At 65.6% G+C, this 16,537-nt stretch carries 17 protein-coding genes; 3 read left to right on the top strand and 14 right to left on the bottom strand.

Annotated features, from left to right (window positions below):
• Nucleotides 1-53: 53 nt before the first annotated feature.
• Genes spt through ACZ1JS_RS08045 form a run of 7 tightly spaced genes read right to left on the bottom strand, consistent with a single transcriptional unit; the run spans nucleotide 54 to nucleotide 5,835 of the window.
• On the bottom strand, nucleotides 54-1,316 hold the full coding sequence (gene spt, locus ACZ1JS_RS08075; RefSeq protein ID WP_465168471.1) for a serine palmitoyltransferase: 1,263 nt from the start codon (nucleotides 1,314-1,316) through the stop codon (nucleotides 54-56).
• Between the two features lie 31 nt (nucleotides 1,317-1,347).
• The gene (locus ACZ1JS_RS08070) at nucleotides 1,348-1,593 is read right to left on the bottom strand and encodes an acyl carrier protein (RefSeq protein WP_242116468.1); all 246 of its coding nucleotides are present in this window, start codon (nucleotides 1,591-1,593) and stop codon (nucleotides 1,348-1,350) included.
• Nucleotides 1,594-1,638: 45 nt separating this feature from the next.
• Nucleotides 1,639-2,529, bottom strand: coding sequence for an SDR family oxidoreductase (locus tag ACZ1JS_RS08065; RefSeq protein ID WP_465168660.1), 891 nt, complete (start codon nucleotides 2,527-2,529; stop codon nucleotides 1,639-1,641).
• A gap of 5 nt (nucleotides 2,530-2,534) precedes the next feature.
• Nucleotides 2,535-3,695 carry a glutamate 5-kinase gene (gene proB, locus ACZ1JS_RS08060; protein WP_465168470.1) on the bottom strand — a complete coding sequence of 387 codons (1,161 nt, stop codon included), beginning with the start codon at nucleotides 3,693-3,695 and terminating at the stop codon, nucleotides 2,535-2,537.
• Complete coding sequence (obgE, locus tag ACZ1JS_RS08055) at nucleotides 3,680-4,726, bottom strand: GTPase ObgE (RefSeq protein WP_465168469.1); 1,047 nt, start codon at nucleotides 4,724-4,726, stop codon at nucleotides 3,680-3,682. The genes proB and obgE overlap by 16 nt, the downstream gene beginning before the upstream one ends.
• A 45-nt stretch (nucleotides 4,727-4,771) precedes the next feature.
• A complete protein-coding gene (locus ACZ1JS_RS08050) occupies nucleotides 4,772-5,254 on the bottom strand; it encodes an N-acetyltransferase family protein (protein ID WP_465168468.1) in 483 nt (160 codons plus the stop codon).
• Between the two features lie 2 nt (nucleotides 5,255-5,256).
• The gene (locus tag ACZ1JS_RS08045; protein ID WP_465168467.1) at nucleotides 5,257-5,835 is read right to left on the bottom strand and encodes a TetR/AcrR family transcriptional regulator; all 579 of its coding nucleotides are present in this window, start codon (nucleotides 5,833-5,835) and stop codon (nucleotides 5,257-5,259) included.
• A 47-nt stretch (nucleotides 5,836-5,882) separates the two neighbouring features.
• Between ACZ1JS_RS08045 and ACZ1JS_RS08040 the strand changes: the two genes are divergently transcribed.
• Both ACZ1JS_RS08040 and ACZ1JS_RS08035 read left to right on the top strand, forming a co-directional pair.
• On the top strand, nucleotides 5,883-6,731 hold the full coding sequence (locus ACZ1JS_RS08040; protein WP_465168466.1) for a metal-dependent hydrolase: 849 nt from the start codon (nucleotides 5,883-5,885) through the stop codon (nucleotides 6,729-6,731).
• 40 nt (nucleotides 6,732-6,771) lie between these two features.
• Nucleotides 6,772-6,969, top strand: a complete 198-nt coding sequence (locus tag ACZ1JS_RS08035) for a hypothetical protein (protein ID WP_465168465.1) — start codon at nucleotides 6,772-6,774, stop codon at nucleotides 6,967-6,969.
• A 14-nt stretch (nucleotides 6,970-6,983) separates the two neighbouring features.
• Here ACZ1JS_RS08035 and ACZ1JS_RS08030 read toward each other — a convergent pair whose 3' ends face one another.
• The 4 genes from ACZ1JS_RS08030 to rplU all read right to left on the bottom strand — a co-directional run bounded on the left by ACZ1JS_RS08030 (nucleotide 6,984) and on the right by rplU (nucleotide 9,455).
• The gene (locus ACZ1JS_RS08030) at nucleotides 6,984-7,871 is read right to left on the bottom strand and encodes a hypothetical protein (RefSeq protein WP_465168464.1); all 888 of its coding nucleotides are present in this window, start codon (nucleotides 7,869-7,871) and stop codon (nucleotides 6,984-6,986) included.
• Nucleotides 7,872-8,127: 256 nt separating this feature from the next.
• On the bottom strand, nucleotides 8,128-8,670 hold the full coding sequence (locus ACZ1JS_RS08025) for a GNAT family N-acetyltransferase (protein WP_465168463.1): 543 nt from the start codon (nucleotides 8,668-8,670) through the stop codon (nucleotides 8,128-8,130).
• A gap of 158 nt (nucleotides 8,671-8,828) precedes the next feature.
• Nucleotides 8,829-9,098, bottom strand: coding sequence for a 50S ribosomal protein L27 (rpmA, locus tag ACZ1JS_RS08020; protein WP_242116461.1), 270 nt, complete (start codon nucleotides 9,096-9,098; stop codon nucleotides 8,829-8,831).
• Nucleotides 9,099-9,128: 30 nt separating this feature from the next.
• A complete protein-coding gene (gene rplU, locus ACZ1JS_RS08015; protein WP_055785208.1) occupies nucleotides 9,129-9,455 on the bottom strand; it encodes a 50S ribosomal protein L21 in 327 nt (108 codons plus the stop codon).
• Nucleotides 9,456-9,710: 255 nt separating this feature from the next.
• Here rplU and ACZ1JS_RS08010 point away from each other — a divergent pair, with 255 nt between their 5' ends.
• Nucleotides 9,711-12,284, top strand: coding sequence for a TonB-dependent receptor plug domain-containing protein (locus ACZ1JS_RS08010; RefSeq protein ID WP_465168462.1), 2,574 nt, complete (start codon nucleotides 9,711-9,713; stop codon nucleotides 12,282-12,284).
• A gap of 40 nt (nucleotides 12,285-12,324) precedes the next feature.
• Here the strand turns inward: ACZ1JS_RS08010 and ACZ1JS_RS08005 are convergent, their stop codons facing one another.
• The 3 genes from ACZ1JS_RS08005 to ACZ1JS_RS07995 all read right to left on the bottom strand — a co-directional run bounded on the left by ACZ1JS_RS08005 (nucleotide 12,325) and on the right by ACZ1JS_RS07995 (nucleotide 16,470).
• Nucleotides 12,325-13,428, bottom strand: a complete 1,104-nt coding sequence (locus ACZ1JS_RS08005) for a Gfo/Idh/MocA family protein (RefSeq protein ID WP_465168461.1) — start codon at nucleotides 13,426-13,428, stop codon at nucleotides 12,325-12,327.
• A gap of 57 nt (nucleotides 13,429-13,485) precedes the next feature.
• A complete protein-coding gene (locus ACZ1JS_RS08000; protein WP_465168460.1) occupies nucleotides 13,486-14,574 on the bottom strand; it encodes an AI-2E family transporter in 1,089 nt (362 codons plus the stop codon).
• A gap of 258 nt (nucleotides 14,575-14,832) precedes the next feature.
• Nucleotides 14,833-16,470 (bottom strand): M28 family peptidase, encoded by a 1,638-nt coding sequence (locus ACZ1JS_RS07995; protein ID WP_465168459.1) that lies wholly within the window; start codon nucleotides 16,468-16,470, stop codon nucleotides 14,833-14,835.
• Nucleotides 16,471-16,537: the final 67 nt, after the last annotated feature.

The raw sequence follows: 16,537 nt of genomic DNA, 5'->3' as shown, positions 1-16,537 counted from the left end.
GATGCCCCCCTCCACCAGCTTCGCTGGTCCCCCTCCCCGTACCGGGGAGGAGTTCAGGCGATAACCCCCACCGCCTTACCGGCTGCTTCGAACATGCCCAGGATCGTCTCAACCTGTTCCGCGCTATGCTCGGCGCACAGCGAGCAGCGCAGCAGGAAGGTGCCGGCCGGGGTCGCGGGCGGGCGGGCCATGTTGACGTAGAGACCGCCTTCCAGCAGCGCCTGCCACATCGCCACCGCCTGCGTCTGATCCTCGAGGATCACGGCGATGATCGCCGATTGCGGCGTGTCGGTACCGAGCTGGAACCCCAGGTCCTTCAAACCGCCGTGCAGCCGCTTCGAATTGCGCCACAGATGCGCGCGCTTGTCGCCGGCATGCATCAGCTTGCGGATCGAGGTGGCGGCGGTCGCGACGACCGAGGGCGGCAGCGACGCGGTGAAGACATAGGGGCGGCAGACCAGCCGCATCACGTCGAACTTCGGATGGTTCGACACGCAGAAGCCGCCGACCGTGCCGACCGATTTCGAGAAGGTGCCGACGACGAAATCGACGTCCTTCTCGACGCCCTGTTCCTCATACACGCCACGGCCGTTGGGGCCGAAGAAGCCCATGCCATGCGCTTCGTCGACCAGCACCATCGCGCCGTGCTTCTTCGCGACGGCGACCATTTCGGGCAGCGGCGCGATGTCGCCAAGCATCGAGTAGACGCCCTCCAGCACGACCAGCTTGCCCGGTTCCTTGGGCAGGCGTCCCAACCGCTTATCGAGGTCCTCGACAGAATTATGGCGGAAGCGAACGATCTCGGCATTGCCGAGCGAGCAGCCGTCATAGATCGACGCATGGCTGTCGGCGTCGAGGATGATATACTCGCCCTTGCCCGCCAGCGTCGAGATGATGCCCAGATTGGCCTGATATCCGGTCGAAAACACCATGGCATGGTCGGTGCCATAGAATTCACGCAGTGCCGCCTCGCAATCCTTGTGCGGGTCATAGGTGCCGTTCAGCACCCGGCTGCCGGTGGTGCCCGATCCGAAATCGTCGAACGCCTTCTTGCCCGCGGCGATCACGTCGGGGTCGAAGGTCATGCCCATATAGTTGTAGGTGCCGAGCAGGATCGTGTCCTTGCCACGGATCACTGCCTGGGTCGGCGACGTCACCTTGTCCATCACGATCGCGAACGGATCGCGCACCCCGGTCGCGAGCAGCGCCTCGCGCTCGGCGATCAGCGGATCGAACTTGCTGAACAGGTCGCGTTCGGGCGCGACCGTTTCGGGCGAATCGGACGGGGCATGGGCGGTGGCAGCGGCTTCGGTCATCGGTTCGGTCTTTCGGGGCCGGGCAGGGCGGTCAGGCGGTCTTCAGCTTTTCGACGGCGTCGGCAAGCTGGCCGACCGTTTCGATATCGGCCTGCATGTTCATGGTGATGACGATGTCGAATTCGTCCTCCACCGCCGCGACGAAATCCATTACGGTCAGGCTGTCCCATTCGAGATCGCCGGCGAAGGTCGTCGCCTCGGTCAGCGCGACGCCCTTCTTGTTGAACGGTTCGATCAGGCCGGTGATGGTGTCGAGGGTGGCTGCGCGGTCGCTCATGCGGGTCTTTCCAATATGCGTGCCAAAGTATTTGGTTCTGCGGGCCTATAGCAGACCGTGCGCGCGATACCATGCCGCGGTGTCGGCAAGCCCGCGCGGCGTGGCGATGCGCGGTTCCCAGAGGCGCGGATCGGGACGGCGCTCCGGGTCGGCGGTCCAGTCGGGATGCGCAAGATAGCGGGCGCGGTCCTCGGTCAGCTTGGCCGCCGCGCCGCGAAATTTACGGTCGAGTTTCGCGCCGATCCGCAACAGTTTCGCCGGCAGATGCATTGGCAACACCCGCTGCCCCACGGCATCGCCGATCAGCTTGGCGAGCTCGGCATGGCTCATCGGATTGCCGTCATCGACTTCGAGGATCGCGCGAGGACCGTCGCTGTCGGCCAGCGCCAGCAACAGCCGCGCCAGATCATCGACCGCGACCAGTGCGACCCGGCCCGGCGGCGGCAGCAGCGCCAGCCCCAGCTGCGCCATGCGGAACATGTCCCGCATCTCGGTATCGCCCGGCCCATATACCCCGCTCGGCCGTACGATCGTCCAGTCGAGACCGCTTCCGGCGACCAGATCCTCGCCCGCGCGCTTCGATGCGCCATAGGCCGAAAGCTGTGGCTCGCGCGCCGATAGCGAGGAGACATGGACGAAGCGTCGTACGCCGCCCGTCCGTGCCGCATCGAGCATCGCTTGGGTGCCGGTCACGTTGCCGGCGGTGAAGCCTGCCGCATCGGGCGCGTTCACGACGCCGGCAACATGCACGACGACATCGGCCTGCGCGGCCAGTTCGGTCAGGCTGTCGGGCTTGTCGAGTGCGCCGCGAACCCAGCTGACATTCGGTTCGGCCGGCTGCGCCCGGCGGGTCAGCGCGCGCACGTGCCAGCCCTGACCGACCGCCTGCGCGATCACGCGGCGCCCGACAAAGCCGGTGCCGCCGGTCAACGCCATCGTCCTCACAGCAGGGCCATATGGTTGCGATGGACCAGCGCCGATCGTGGCGCATAGCCGAGCAGGTCGGGCAGTTCGTCGCTGCGCCGCCCGACGATGCGGACGACTTCGCCCGCGTCATATTCGACCAGCCCGCGCGCGATCGTGCGATTGTCGGCATCGACGATGCGGATCAGGTCGCCGCGAACGAAGTCGCCCTCGACGCCGATGGCGCCGGCGGCCAGCAGGCTGCGCCCGGTGGCGAGCGCCTTCGCCGCGCCGGCATCGATGCGGATCGCGCCGCGATCGGTCAGCCCGCCCGACAGCCACGCCTTACGCGCAGGGGCATTGCCCGCCGTCGCAAAGACGGTGCCGTGCCCGGTTTCCCCGAACCGGGCGAGCGGATGGTCTATCCGGCCGCTGGCGATGGCGAGATTGGCGCCGGCGGCGGTCGCGATCCGCGCCGCTTCCACTTTCGACACCATGCCGCCCGATCCCATGCCCGACGACGATTTTGCGTCGGCCATGCCCATGATCGCGGAGTCGATCTGCGGGACGTGCGGAATCAGCTTTGCGTCCGGGTTGCTGTGCGGATTCGAATCGTACAGCCCGTCGATGTCAGACAGCAGAACGACGCCGTTCGCCCGAGCCGCGGCTCCGACCCGCGCGGCGAGCCGGTCATTGTCGCCGAAGCGGATTTCCTCGGTCGCGACGCTGTCATTTTCGTTGACGACCGGCACCACGCCCAGCGTCAGCAACCGGCCCAGCGTCGCCGAGACGTTCAGGTAGCGGCGGCGATCCTCCAGATCGTCGAGCGTCACCAGCAGTTGCGCGGCGGTCAGGCCGTGGTGGCCAAGCAGTTCGGCCCAGATGCTCGACAGCGCGATCTGCCCGGTTGCCGCCGCGGCCTGTGCGTCTTCGAGGCTGGCACGACCGCCCTTCGCAAGGCCGAGGCGTCGCGCGCCGAGCGCGATCGCGCCGGAGGAGACGATGACGATCTGCTGCCCTGCCGCGACGCGTTCCGCAATGTCCGCAACCAGCGACGCCAGCCACTCCCGCCGCGCCTGTCCATCCGAAGCGACGAGGAGCGCGGAGCCGACCTTTACGACCAGGCGCGGGCAAGCTTGCGGAGAAAACTCCTCGCCACGAAGCGGGGAGGAGCTTTCCCCCCCTAGATCGGCGACCATGCCCGTGGTTCCTCGTCGTCGCCGGTGTCCTGCGCGTGCATCTCGGCCGGCCCGATCGCCTCGATCAGCCGGTCGAGCACTGCTTCCAGCCCCTGTCCGGTCGCGCCCGACAGCGGCAGAACCTTCGCCCCGCTCTCCGCCTCCAGTTCGGCGATCAGCGCCGCGGTCAGTTCGTCATCGAGCAGATCGGCCTTGTTCAATGCGATGACCTCGGGCTTTTCCGCCAGGTCGGCACCGTAATTCTCCAGCTCGCCGCGCACGATGCGGTACGCCGCGACCGGATCGTCGACATGGCTGTCGATCAGATGCAGCAGCACCCGGCAGCGTTCGATATGGCCGAGGAAGCGGTCGCCGATCCCGGCCCCTTCCGCCGCACCCTCGATCAGCCCGGGGATGTCGGCAATCACGAACTCGCGCTGCTTGTGGCTGACCACGCCCAGCTGCGGCCGGGTGGTGGTGAACGCATAGTCGCCGACCTTCGCATTCGCGTTGGTGACAGCGTTGATGAACGTCGACTTGCCGGCATTGGGCAGCCCGACCAGCCCGGCATCGGCGAGCAGCTTGAGCCGCAGCCAGACCCACGCCTCGTCGCCCGGCCAGCCGGTACCATGCTGGCGCGGCGCGCGGTTGGTCGAGGTCTTGTAGCTGGCATTGCCGCGGCCGCCGTCGCCGCCGCGCAGGAACACCTCGCGCTGGCCGGGGCGGGTGAAATCGGCGAGGACGGTCTCCTTGTCCTCCGACAGCACCTGCGTCCCCACCGGCACCCGGATGATCAGGTCGCGCCCGCCCGGTCCGGTGCGGTTCGCACCCGACCCGCCCGACCCGCGCGGCGCGCGGAAATGCTGGGTGTAGCGAAAGTCGATCAGCGTGTTGAGGCCGGGGACCGCTTCGAAGATGATGTCGCCGCCCTTGCCGCCATTGCCGCCGTCGGGGCCGCCATATTCCATGAATTTTTCACGGCGAAAACTGACGGCGCCGGGGCCGCCTCCGCCCGAACGGACGAAGATCTTGGCTTGATCGAGAAAATGCATTGCGTGCGCTTAGTCGGAGTCGCCCCAAGGGGGAAGGGCATTATGCTATAGCCGTCGGTAGAGTACCAGCGCGTCGACTTCGCCCAGTGTCGGATGGTCGAACGCTCCGGGCAGGCGGCCGACCTGTTCGAAGCCAAGCGACAGCCATAGCCGGACCGCGCGGACATTGCTCGCGATCACGAAGTTGTACTGCATCGCACGAAAGCCTGACGCCCGCGCATGATCGAACGAATGCAGCGCCATCGCACGAGCGACGCCGCGCCCGGTCGATTCCGCATGGGTGGCATAACCGCCATTGGCCACATGCGCGCCGCCCCCGGCCTGGTTCGCACGGCAATAATAGCTGCCAATGACCCGGTCCTCGACCTCCGCCACGAACACGCTTTGGGCGGGGGCCATCCAGTAACGAAGCGCATCCTCCCGGGTCATGTCCCGGTCGAGCGCATATACTTCCCCGGCGCGGATGTGCGGCAGGATGATTTCTGCGATCGCGGCGTGATCGGCTGGCGTCGCGGCACGGATCAGCACGTTCAGTTCTCCCGCACCGCGATCAGGCTGCGCACTGCCAGTTCCCGAGCGCGTTCGCGCGGCAGGCGCAGCGCCTTGGCCATCGGCCCGCCCAGCAGTGCGTCGCCCAGCGCCATCAGCACCAATTGCAGCGTCTCGTCCGCCAGCGGCATCCCGCTGAGCGCATTCTCATGTCCCAACCGGTCGACCAACGCATGGATCGCGTCGAGGATCGGATCGAGCGCGTCGTCATTACCCGACAGGATCATCCAGCTCGCCAGTGCGCCGGCACCCTCGCGATCGAAGGCGTCGAATGTGAGGTCGACCACTTCGCGCGGATCGTGATCGCCGTCGCGGGCGCGCAGCACTGCCGCGCCGATCGTCGCGGTGATCGTCGTCGCCATCCGCTCGGCGAGCGCCTTTTGCAGGCCCGACGCCGATCCGAAATGATGCAGCAAATTGGCGTGCGTCCGTCCGATTCGCGTCGCGACCGCCTTCAGCGTCACCGCCTGCGGTCCGGCCTCGATCAACAGGTCGCGCGCGGCATCAAGTGCCGCGTCACGCGATGCTTCGGGGGAGAGGCGGCGGCGAGCTATTGACATATGTGTAAGTAGTCGGCATCTGGCATGGTATCAGTTGGAGCAGAACCGTGGCGAAAGCAAAGACTCCCGACGATCTGACGATCACGCCGCGCGACCTGCGCTTCGGGCGCGATGGCGGCTATCGCCGGTGGTGGCTGAACGATGATCCGATCGCCACCGCCTTCTACAACGCGTTGTCGGTCACTTTTCCGAAAGGGGAGGGGTTCTTTATCGACAGCGTCCGCCAGTATCGCGATGACGTGCCGCCCCGCCTCGCCGCCGAAATCCGGGCATTTGTGAAGCAGGAGGCGATTCACACCCGCGAGCATGTCGCGTTCAATCGCCATGTCACCGATCAGGGCTATGATACGTCGCGGCTCGACGCGCGGATCGATCACGAATTGTCGATCACCAAGGGGCGTCCGCCGATCGCTAATCTGGCGGCGACGATGTGCCTCGAACATTTCACTGCGATCCTCGCGCACGAACTGATCGCCGATCCGGCGCATCTGGCCGGCGGCGATCAGGCGGCGGCCGACCTGTGGCGCTGGCACGCGATCGAGGAGATCGAGCATAAGGGCGTTGCCTACGACACCTGGCTCCACGCAACGCGCCACTGGACCCGGTTCAAGCGCTGGCGGGTCAAGGCGCTGGTGATGCTGATCGTCACGGCCAGATTCTTCCGCGGACGTACCGAGGGGATGCTCGACCTGTTGGCGCAGGACGGTTTCACGGGGGCGCGGTTGAAATGGCGGCTGTTCGCCTATGCCTTTGGCCGGCCGGGCATGGCGCGCAAGGTGCTGGGCATGTATCTCGCCTTCTTCCTGCCGGGCTTCCATCCGTGGAACCATGACGACCGCGCGCTGATCGGACTGGTCGATAGCGAGTTCGAGGCGGCACGACTGGCCCGCGCCTGACCGGCTTGCACCGCGGGCCGCGGCCGCGCATGGATCGGTAATGCGAACGGTATCGGAAGAAGCGGCGGTCCGGCTCTATCACCTCGATGACGAAGGCGGCGTGGCGAGCACCATCCTGTACGGCACGCTGGCCGAAGCGATGGCGGCAGCGGCGCGCGAGCCGGAGGAGATACAGGCCGGCCTCTATCTGCAAACCAGCAACGACGTGGTCGGCTATCTCGATTTGCTGGGGGGATAGGCTGCCATCAGGCGTCAGTTTTTGTCCGATTGCGAGGTTCTGGTTGCAGGCGATCGTTCCTGTGGCTGCACCGGGATCAAGGTCGGGACGTCGCGGACCGCAAGCGCCCAGCGATACAGTGCATCCCCTATGAACGCGCGGAACTGGTAGGGATCTACCGTCAGCCGCTTTGCGTAGCCGGTGCAGGCTCGCGTACGTTCGATAAGATGCGCCTGAACGGCTGCGGTCGACCTTTCAACCGGATTGGTCTGGATCAGCCGGATTGCCAGTTCCGGCTGTTCGCGCACGATGCAGATGGCGGTCCGGAAGAATCGGAGATCGCCCGGCAGTCGCTTGCTGGCGCGAGCATCTTCGCGCATCAGGAAACGTTGCTGCACCTGAGGGTCAGCGAGCTGTTCGCGAGTGATCGAAAGATCGGGTGCGAAGGCGCGGATGGCCTCGATAATGAACGCTCCGCGATAGAGCGTGCCCGGGTAATAGGCAGAGTCGGCCCGGACATTCACCCGATCAAAACTGTTGATTCCCTGGTTGCGGATCCCCGATCCCTCTCCGCAAGTTGCAGTCTGCCAGACCAGCTGGTCCTGCGCTCTTTCTTGAGCCGATGTCGCAAAGACGCCGTCTACGACTCTGCGTAGCAGCGCCAACCTGCCGGAGCCGCCGCGCGTGGCGCACAGGGCGGCACGGCGGGAGGCATCTTCGAACACTACCGCCGCTTCTGTGTCGTAGCCGCCCGTTGAAGGTGGCGGCACGATGACAGTGTGTGGATTGGCGGGCATCGAAAGTTCGCCATTTACGATGATATCCCGTGCTGTTCCCGCTCCGCTGGAACCGCTTCGGTCCTGCGCCATCGTTGGTGATGCGATGACCATGCCAATCAGGGCGGTTACACCGGAATATCGCATCGGATCGTTCCTACCTTGCCTGTTGGCAGGCTAGGATAATCGGTTTTTCCCGGCAAGCCGGCGTGCCGTTCGCACGCCGGCCCGGCAGGTCACTGATAGCCGCCTTCTTCCTCACGTTCCTCGGCGGCTTCTTCCTGTGCCTCTTCCATTTCTTCCTGTTCGGGCGTGTCGGGGTCGATCATCGCGGGCATCCTCTCGTGCGGCAGCAGCGCCGTCCGCTGTCAACCAGCCGGACGGCGCGAGCGTTCCGTGCGTTTCATGCCGCCTTCCGCCGATCGTGGCGACGATCGGTCAGGTCGATCGCATAGTCGATCGTCTCGACCGCCACGCCGCGCCCACGCGAATGAATTGCGCTGCGCGTGCCCGTGGCCACGAAGCCCAGTCGGCGCAGTACGGCGCCCGACGCCGGATTGTCGACATAATGGCCAGCCGTGACCCGTTCGATGCCGAGCGTCGCGGCGATATCGAGTACGGCGCGTCCCGCCTCGACCGCATAGCCGCATCCCCATGCCGATGGCGTCAGCCAATAGCCCATGACGTGCGGCTGGTCGCCGAGCGGACCGATGCCGATTCCGCCGATCAGGTCACAGCGTCCGCCGTCATGGGCGAAGATCAGGAACAGGGGGCCGGGCTCGCCCTGCCACGCAGCGATGAACGCCTCGGCATCGGCAGTCGTGTACGGCCACGGTACGCGCGACAGGTTGCGGACGACGGCTTCATGACCGATCGCGGCAAGCAGTGCGGGCGCGTCCTCGATCCAGCCGGGGCGCAGGGTCAGGCGTTCGGTACGGGCGAACATCAGCATCTCTCCAATGCGACGCGCCTCCGCAGAGGGAAGCGGGCAGGGGCCGGAGAGAGCAATAAAAAAGGGAGCCGGGGTGACCCGCCTCCCTCTTGTTGGCTGGTTCCGTCGCCGGAACCCGGGTCACCCTGGTGGGCGACCCGTTTGGTAGCCCGTTATTCTGCGGCCTGCGCCTGCAGTTCGACATAGGCGAACTTGCGGCCGAGCTTGCCTTCCTTGAACGCCACGCGGCCATCGACCAGTGCGAACAGGGTATGGTCCTTGCCCATGCCGACGTTCACGCCCGGATAGAATTTGGTGCCGCGCTGACGCACGATGATGTTGCCGGCGACCACTTCCTGGCCACCGAACTTCTTCACGCCAAGGCGACGGCCGGCCGAGTCACGACCGTTGCGCGACGAACCGCCTGCTTTTTTATGTGCCATGGTTCAAACTCCTCGTATTCGCTCAGGCGCTTATGCGGCGGCGCTGTCGTCGGCGCGCTTGTCGCCGATCGCGGTGATCTTCAGGATGGTGTGCTGCTGGCGATGACCGTTCTTGCGACGGTAGTTGTGCCGGCGGCGCTTCTTGAAGACGATGACCTTCTCGCCCTTCGCCTGCGCGATGATTTCCGCCGAAACCGTCAGCCCTTCGACCGACTTCAGTTCCGAACCTTCGCCGGCAAGGAGCACGTCGCCGAGCGTCACGTTGCTGCCAGCTTCGCCGTCGAGCTTCTCGACGACGATCTTGTCTCCTGCGGCAACGCGATACTGCTTGCCGCCCGTGCGCACGATTGCGAACATGGCCCTTGCTTCTTTCCCAAATGCAATATGTCCGCGTGGAGATACCCCACGCGGCAAGTGGATCGTGACTAGGCAAGCTGCTCGCCGCTGTCAATGCCGAACAGTCGATTCGCCTAGGAAACCAATGTTGCGGCGCGGCAACAGCGGCGTGACAATCGTGTTACGCTATCTGGCACAGGGTTGCGCCAGAATATGTCCCGGTCGAACTAGACGGCGCAACGACTAGCCCTAAAGGGCGGTTTCGGGGAGATTTTCATGCGTAAACCGGTTTTCACCGCGCTGTTCCTGTCGACGGCATTCACCGCCATCCCTGCCTTTGCGCAAGTGACCGAGGCGCCGCCGCCCGCCGCCGATGTGCCTGCGGGCGAAGAGATCGTCGTCGTCGGCACGCGTGCGCAGGGCCGCACCGTCGCCGAAAGCCCGGTGCCGGTCGACGTCATTACCGGCGACGCGCTGGTCAATGCCGGCTATACCGAAACCAACAAGCTGCTGAACCAGCTTGTCCCGTCGTTCAACTTCCCGCAACCGTCGATCACCGACGGCACCGATGTGGTCCGTCCGGCGACGCTGCGTGGCTTGTCGCCCGATCAGACGCTGGTGCTGGTCAACGGCAAGCGCCGTCACACCACCTCGCTGCTGAACGCGAACGGATCGGTCGGGCGCGGTTCGTCGGCGGTCGATCTGAACACCATTCCCAGCCTCGCGATCGAGCGGATCGACGTGCTGCGCGACGGCGCGTCGTCGCAATATGGGTCGGACGCGATCGCCGGCGTCATCAACGTGCAACTCAAGCGTCGCGAAGGCGGTCGCGCCACGATGACCTACGGCAAATATGTCTCGCAGATGGAGGGGGTCGCCGAAGTATCGGGTGTCGCGCGGCAGACGAACGGGGAGCCGCAGGTGCGCGCCGACGGCACCTATGTCCTCGAAGAGACCGGCCGGGATCGTCAGGTGCGTGACGGCCGTACTGTCACCTTCGCCGCGAATATGGGCCTGCCGATGGGCGAGACCGCCTATCTGAACCTGACCGGCGAATATCGCGACCGCGAGCCGACCAACCGGGCCGGCTATGATCCGCGCCGCAACTATCCGCTGCTGTCGACCGGCGGCGTCGATCCGCGCGAATTCGGCTTCGATCGCGTCAACCATCGCTATGGCGATGCGAAGACCACCGACTTCAACTTCTTCCTGAATGGCGGCGTCGATCTCGGCGCAACCTCCGAACTCTACATCTTCGGCAGCTACGGCATTCGTGACGGCGAAAGCGCCGCCTTCTATCGCCGTGCTTCGGGTCGCGACGCCAACAGCAACATCCAGGACCTGCGCAACTGCACCTTTACCGGCACGGTCTGCACACCCTTCTACGCCGATGGCTTCCTGCCGCTCATCACCAGCCAGATGGAGGATTTCTCCGGCGCGCTGGGCGTGAAGGGTGACATCGCCGGGTTCAACTACGACCTGTCCTATGTCTACGGGACCAACAGCTTTGATTTCCGCATCGAGAACAGCTATAACGCCTCGTTCGGTCCGCAGTCGCAGCGCGCATTCAACGCGGGCGGCACGCGCTTCGGCCAGCAGACGGTCAATCTCGACCTGCAGCGCGACATCGCCGTCGGCTTCCTGTCGCAACTGTCGCTGGCGCTCGGCGGCGAATATCGTAACGAGAATTACCGCATCGTTGCCGGCGAATTCCAGAGCTACGCCGCCGGCCCGTTCGCGTTCAGCAACGGCGCTGCCGCCGGGTCGCAGGGCTTCCCCGGCTTCTCACCGAGCACCGCGGTCGACACGTCGCGCGACAGCTTCGCCGGCTATGTCGAACTGGACGGCAAGGTCAGCGATGCGTTCAACGTCGTCGCCGCCGGTCGTTACGAACATTACAGCGATTTCGGCGATACGGTGAACGGCAAGCTGGCCGCCCGTTTCGCGCCGGTCGAATGGGCAGCGCTGCGCGGATCGATCTCGACCGGTTTCCGCGCGCCGAGCCTTGCGCAGCAATTCTTCTCCTCCTTCGCCACGCAGAATATCGGCGGGACGCTGGTCGAGATCGGCACGTTCCGGGTCGGCGATCCGGTCGCCCGGGCGCTCGGTTCACGGCAGCTGGAGGCCGAAAAGTCGGTCAACATCGGCGGGGGCCTGACACTGACGCCGTTGCGCGGGCTGACGCTGACCGCCGACTATTACAACATCAAGATCAACGACCGGATCATCCTGTCCGAAAACCTGCAGGGCACGGCGGTCGTCGCGGTGCTGCGGGCCGCCGGTATCCAGGACATCACCTCGGCTCGCTTCTTCATCAACGGCATCGACACCCGGACGCAGGGCGTCGAGGTCGTGGGAACCTACCGCGTGCCGGACCTCGGCATCGGCAGCGTCACGCTGACCGCCGGTTACAATTACAACCAGACCGACATTACCGACCGTTCGACGCTGTCGGCGATCCCGGGCGTCACCCTGTTCGGGCGGCAGGAATCGCTGCGGCTTACCGAGGGGCAGCCGCGGTCGAAGATCAATGCCGGTCTCGACTGGTCGCAGGGTATCTTCGGCGTGACCGCGCGCACCAATCGCTTCGGCAACACGCTGTCGCCGGGCGGATCGGCGGCGACCGATGTCGAACTGACGCCGAAATGGCTGACCGACGTCGAAGTCCGTGCGACCCCGGGGCAGTTCGAACTGGCGATCGGCGCGAACAACCTGTTCGACGTCTATCCGACGCGCAACCCGATCCTCGGCGCGGCGGCGATCAACAATTACTTCATTCCCTATTCGAGCTTCTCGCCCTTCGGCTTCAACGGGCGGTATCTCTACGCGCGTGCCGGCGTGAAGTTCTGATCGATCGGCGGGCAGGGGCCTTACGCTCCTGCCCGTCGCTTCAGGCGCGCTGGTCCAGCCGGATCGTGCGCCCTTCGCGAGCCGATCGATAGATCGCCTCGATGATCCGCATGTCGCGCAGGCCTTCCTCACCCGACACGATCGGTTCGCGCCCGCTGACCGCGCATTCGGACAGATGATCGAGTTGCGCGGCGAACTGGTTCCGCCCCGGCCCCGGCGGTGGCGTCACCTGCCGCTCGCGGTCGCCGCCCACCCATAATCGCTGTCCGCTATAGCCGGTCGCCGGTTCGAGCTCGATCCGGCCCTTCTCGCCCATCAGCATGATCTGGTTGCGGTTGGCGCTGTACATCGACTGGCAACTGCCGATCGCCCCCGACGGGAAATCTAGCGTGAAGTCGATCATGTCCTCGACTTCCCGGAAACGCGGATCGCGCCGGTCGGTGGATTCGCGCGCGGTGACGGCAACGGGTTCCTCGCCGGTCATGTAGCGCACGGCCTGCAAGGCATAGATGCCGATATCCATCAGCGACCCGCCGCCCGACAGCGCGCGCTTCAGCCGCCATGCATTGGGGTCGCCGAAATCGAAGCCATGTTCGGACCGGACATAGCGGGTCCTGCCGACCGCGCCGGTCCGGGCAAGGCGCATCGCTTCCCGGTTATGCGGTTCGAAATGGCTGCGATATCCGATCATCAGCTTGCGGTTCGCGGTGCGCGCAGCGGCGATCATCGCTTCGCATTCGGCGACGGACACCGCCATCGGCTTTTCGCACAGGACATGTTTGCCGGCCTGCGACGCGCGGATCGAATATTCGGCATGCATCGCATTAGGCAGGCAGACATAGACGATGTCGATGTCGGGATTGTCGCGGATGCGATCGTAATTCTGGTAGGAATAGATCGCGCTGGCCGGCAGGCCATGTTCCCTCGCCACCCGTTCGGCCTTTGCCCGGTCGCCGCTGACCAGGGCGGCGAGGCGACTATGCTCGCAATTCCGGAATTCGGGGATGATCCGGCCGAGGCCATATCCGCCCAGCCCGACAATGGCATAGCCGAGCTTGCGGTCGGACTGGCCGAACGATGCGCAGCCAGGGGCGATGGACAGCGCGGCGGCGGTGAGGATCAGTTCGCGACGGCCGATTTCCATGGGCTTCTCTCCGGCAACGATCGCCGCAGGATGACCCGATAGCGCGGTCGTTACAAGCTATGCCGTTGATTTCTCTTCGTCCGCCGCCGCCTGTGCCGCGCGTTGCTCGGTCAGGATGCTCCATGCGGTAATGAACAGCGCGCCTGCCAGCGGTCCGACGACGATCCCGCTCAGTCCCATCAGGTCGATCCCGCCCAGCGTCGTCACCAGCACCAGCCAATCGGGAATGCCGGTGTCGCGCCCGACCAGCACCGGGCGCAGGATATTGTCGGCCAAGCCGATCACCAGCACCCCCGATGCGACGACCACCACCCCCTGCCAGATCGCTCCGGTCGCGAGGAGATAGATGGCGACGGGCGTCCAGATGATGGCTGGTCCGATGGCCGGCAGCAGCGCCGCGATCGCCATCACCACGCCCCACAGCAATGCGGCGGGCAGCCCGACGATCCAGAAGGTGATCGCCCCCAGCGCGCCCTGCACCAGCGCGACGACGCCCGACCCCTTGATCGTCGCCCGGACGACGGCGGTGAATTTATTGGCGAGCCGCCATGCCACGTCGCGCTCCAGCGGCAGCGACCGGACGATTGCCGGGCCGAGCCGGTCGCCGTCGCGCAACAGGAAATAGGTGACATACAGCCCGACGCCGAACGCGAGCAGGAATGCCGCAGCATTGGCGCCGATCGACAGCGCGCTGCGGGCGAGCACGCTGGCGCTGGCGCCGACCGCCTGTGAGACCCGGGCCTGTGCGCGTTCGAAACTGCCGAACCCGGCGCTGTCGATCGCGTGCTGCATGCGCTGGGGCAGGGCGCTGTGAACCTGTTCGAAATAGGTCGCGAAATTGATCTGGCCGCTGCGCAGCTGCGTATAGACGCCCGCCGCCTGTTCGACGACCATGCTGGCGATGACGAGCGCCGGGATCACCACCGCGACGGTGATGATGAGCAGCGACAGCGCCGCCGCCAGATTGCGCTGCCCGGGCCGCCACCGCAGCAGCCGCTGGAACAGGGGCTGGAACAGCAGCGCGGCAAGTGCCGCCCATAGCAGCGCACCGACAAAGCTCGATACGACCAGGATCAGCCCGATGGTCACCAGTGCAAGGAACAGGATGAAGCCGCCGGATTCCACGCGCCGCCGAACGATCGCCATGCTTTGCTGCCTTATAGTCTCTGCCGACGAAACGCCGGAATTGGTCGTTGCGCAAGCGGAACGCCGCGCCGCGCTCTATGCTCCCTCGCCGGATGACGATAGCCGGAATTGCGTATGCGGAGCCGGCCGACGATCGGCCCATGGCGATGCCGCATCATTCCGTCTGAACCGAAGCGGCCATCGTGCCAACCTGGCATCAGGGGCGCGGCGGAAGCGCCAGTGCAAGCGACCGGCCGCGCGTAGCCGGTCCGGCCGCCCTCATTGCGAGGCGCGGCTGCGGTCACGGATCGCGCGGAATTCGTCCCCCGCGACCCAGTTGGGCCATGCGGTCGTGTTCGCCAGTTCGCGTCCGATCGTGTAGAACAGGTTCAGATCCTGCGCGACGCCCGCCCAGTTCCAGTTCGGGTCATATTCGTCCTTGGGGCCGTGATAGCGCTTTTTGGTATAGTCCTTGACCGCCGCTTCCCCGGCCGCCTTGCCCCCTTCGATCAGGTCGTCGCCCGAATCGACATAGAGCATCGGCACGCCATGCTTGGCCAAGCTGAAATGGTCGGAGCGGTAGTAATAGCCGTTCTGCGGCATCGGATCGGCCTCCGCGACCCGGCCCTGCGCCGCCAGCGCGCGGTTCAGATAGGCGTCGAGTTCCGATTTGCCCTTGCCGACGACCACGACGTTGCGGGCCGGTCCGGCGACCGACAATGCGTCCATGTTGATCCCGCCGACGGTCTTTGCGAGCGAATAGACCGGATGGTCGCCATAATAGGCCGAACCGAGCAGCCCCGATTCCTCGCCGGTCACCGCCAGATAGACCTGGCTGCGTTCGGTCGCGCCGGCCTTGGCATTCGCCTGCGCCAGCCCGATCAGGGCGGCGGTACCGGTCGCGTTGTCGACCGCGCCGTTGCAGATATCGTCGCCGTCGCTCGCCGCCTCGCACCGGCCGAGATGGTCCCAATGGCCGGTGAACAGCACCACCTCATCGGGGCGTTTGGTGCCCGGCAGGATACCGATCACGTTCTTGGACGCATGGCGACGCACCTGATTGTCGAACGACACGCTCGCCTTGACCCCGGTGAGCGGCACCGCACGAAAGCCCTTCTTCTGCGCGGCCGCGACTAGTTGATCGTAATTCTTCCCCGCTGCCGCGATCAGGCGCTTTGCGGCGGGCAGTTGCATCCAGCCGATCGCCTTGCTCTGGTCCAGATGGTCGTTGGCGGCGTCGGCAACCTGTTGCGGACCGGTCCAGCTCGACTGGACGACGTTCCAGCCATAGGCGGCGGGCACCGTATCGTGGATGATGATCGCGGCGGCCGCACCCTGCCGCGCCGCTTCCTCGAACTTGTAGGTCCAGCGCCCGTAATAGGTCATCGCCTTGCCCCCGAACGGTCCGTCCAGCGTCGGGCTGGCATAATCGGGATCGTTGACGAGGATCAGCACCGTCTTGCCGCGCACATCGGTGCCGGCATAGTCGTTCCAACCCTTTTCAGGCGCGTTGATGCCATAGCCGACGAAGACGACGTCGCTGTTCGCGACGACCGACTTCGGCGTCACCTGATAGGTGCCGACGACCATATCGGAACCGTAGCTCAGCGCGATCGGACTGCCCGCGCCGGTGAAGGTCAGCGGCGACACGTTGCGGCTGGTGATCTCGACCAGCGGCACGTCCTGGAACCAGCTACCCTTGTTGCCCGGCTTCAACCCCGCCTTCGCGAATTGTTCGGCCAGATAGGCGAGCGTCTTCTCCTCGCCCGGCGTACCGGGGGCGCGCCCTTCGAACGCGTCGGACGACAGGACGCGCGTGGCCTCCTTCACCGTTTCGATCGAGACTGGGGCAGGGGCCGTCTGCGCGAGCGCCGATGCGGCGACGGTCAGGCATGGGGCGAGCAACAACGAACGCATCGAACCTCCGGAAACGCTGGAGGGCGGAATGTGCCATGCTCAAAGCGGTCAGGCAACGCGGGCGGAC

Source organism: Sphingomonas sp. BL-S-05 (assembly GCF_055521695.1).
This window is presented reverse-complemented; position numbering and strand designations above follow the sequence as displayed.

What these genes read in the sequence shown, in the direction of transcription:
- spt (WP_465168471.1), bottom strand. Translation starts at nt 1,316, where the DNA reads ATGACCGAAGCCGCTGCCACCGCCCATGCCCCGTCCGATTCGCCCGAA.
- ACZ1JS_RS08070 (WP_242116468.1), bottom strand. Translation starts at nt 1,593, where the DNA reads ATGAGCGACCGCGCAGCCACCCTCGACACCATCACCGGCCTGATCGAA.
- ACZ1JS_RS08065 (WP_465168660.1), bottom strand. Translation starts at nt 2,529, where the DNA reads ATGGCGTTGACCGGCGGCACCGGCTTTGTCGGGCGCCGCGTGATCGCG.
- proB (WP_465168470.1), bottom strand. Translation starts at nt 3,695, where the DNA reads ATGGTCGCCGATCTAGGGGGGGAAAGCTCCTCCCCGCTTCGTGGCGAG.
- obgE (WP_465168469.1), bottom strand. Translation starts at nt 4,726, where the DNA reads ATGCATTTTCTCGATCAAGCCAAGATCTTCGTCCGTTCGGGCGGAGGC.
- ACZ1JS_RS08045 (WP_465168467.1), bottom strand. Translation starts at nt 5,835, where the DNA reads ATGTCAATAGCTCGCCGCCGCCTCTCCCCCGAAGCATCGCGTGACGCG.
- ACZ1JS_RS08035 (WP_465168465.1), top strand. Translation starts at nt 6,772, where the DNA reads ATGCGAACGGTATCGGAAGAAGCGGCGGTCCGGCTCTATCACCTCGAT.
- ACZ1JS_RS08030 (WP_465168464.1), bottom strand. Translation starts at nt 7,871, where the DNA reads ATGCGATATTCCGGTGTAACCGCCCTGATTGGCATGGTCATCGCATCA.
- ACZ1JS_RS08025 (WP_465168463.1), bottom strand. Translation starts at nt 8,670, where the DNA reads ATGTTCGCCCGTACCGAACGCCTGACCCTGCGCCCCGGCTGGATCGAG.
- rpmA (WP_242116461.1), bottom strand. Translation starts at nt 9,098, where the DNA reads ATGGCACATAAAAAAGCAGGCGGTTCGTCGCGCAACGGTCGTGACTCG.
- rplU (WP_055785208.1), bottom strand. Translation starts at nt 9,455, where the DNA reads ATGTTCGCAATCGTGCGCACGGGCGGCAAGCAGTATCGCGTTGCCGCA.
- ACZ1JS_RS08010 (WP_465168462.1), top strand. Translation starts at nt 9,711, where the DNA reads ATGCGTAAACCGGTTTTCACCGCGCTGTTCCTGTCGACGGCATTCACC.
- ACZ1JS_RS08005 (WP_465168461.1), bottom strand. Translation starts at nt 13,428, where the DNA reads ATGGAAATCGGCCGTCGCGAACTGATCCTCACCGCCGCCGCGCTGTCC.
- ACZ1JS_RS08000 (WP_465168460.1), bottom strand. Translation starts at nt 14,574, where the DNA reads ATGGCGATCGTTCGGCGGCGCGTGGAATCCGGCGGCTTCATCCTGTTC.
- ACZ1JS_RS07995 (WP_465168459.1), bottom strand. Translation starts at nt 16,470, where the DNA reads ATGCGTTCGTTGTTGCTCGCCCCATGCCTGACCGTCGCCGCATCGGCG.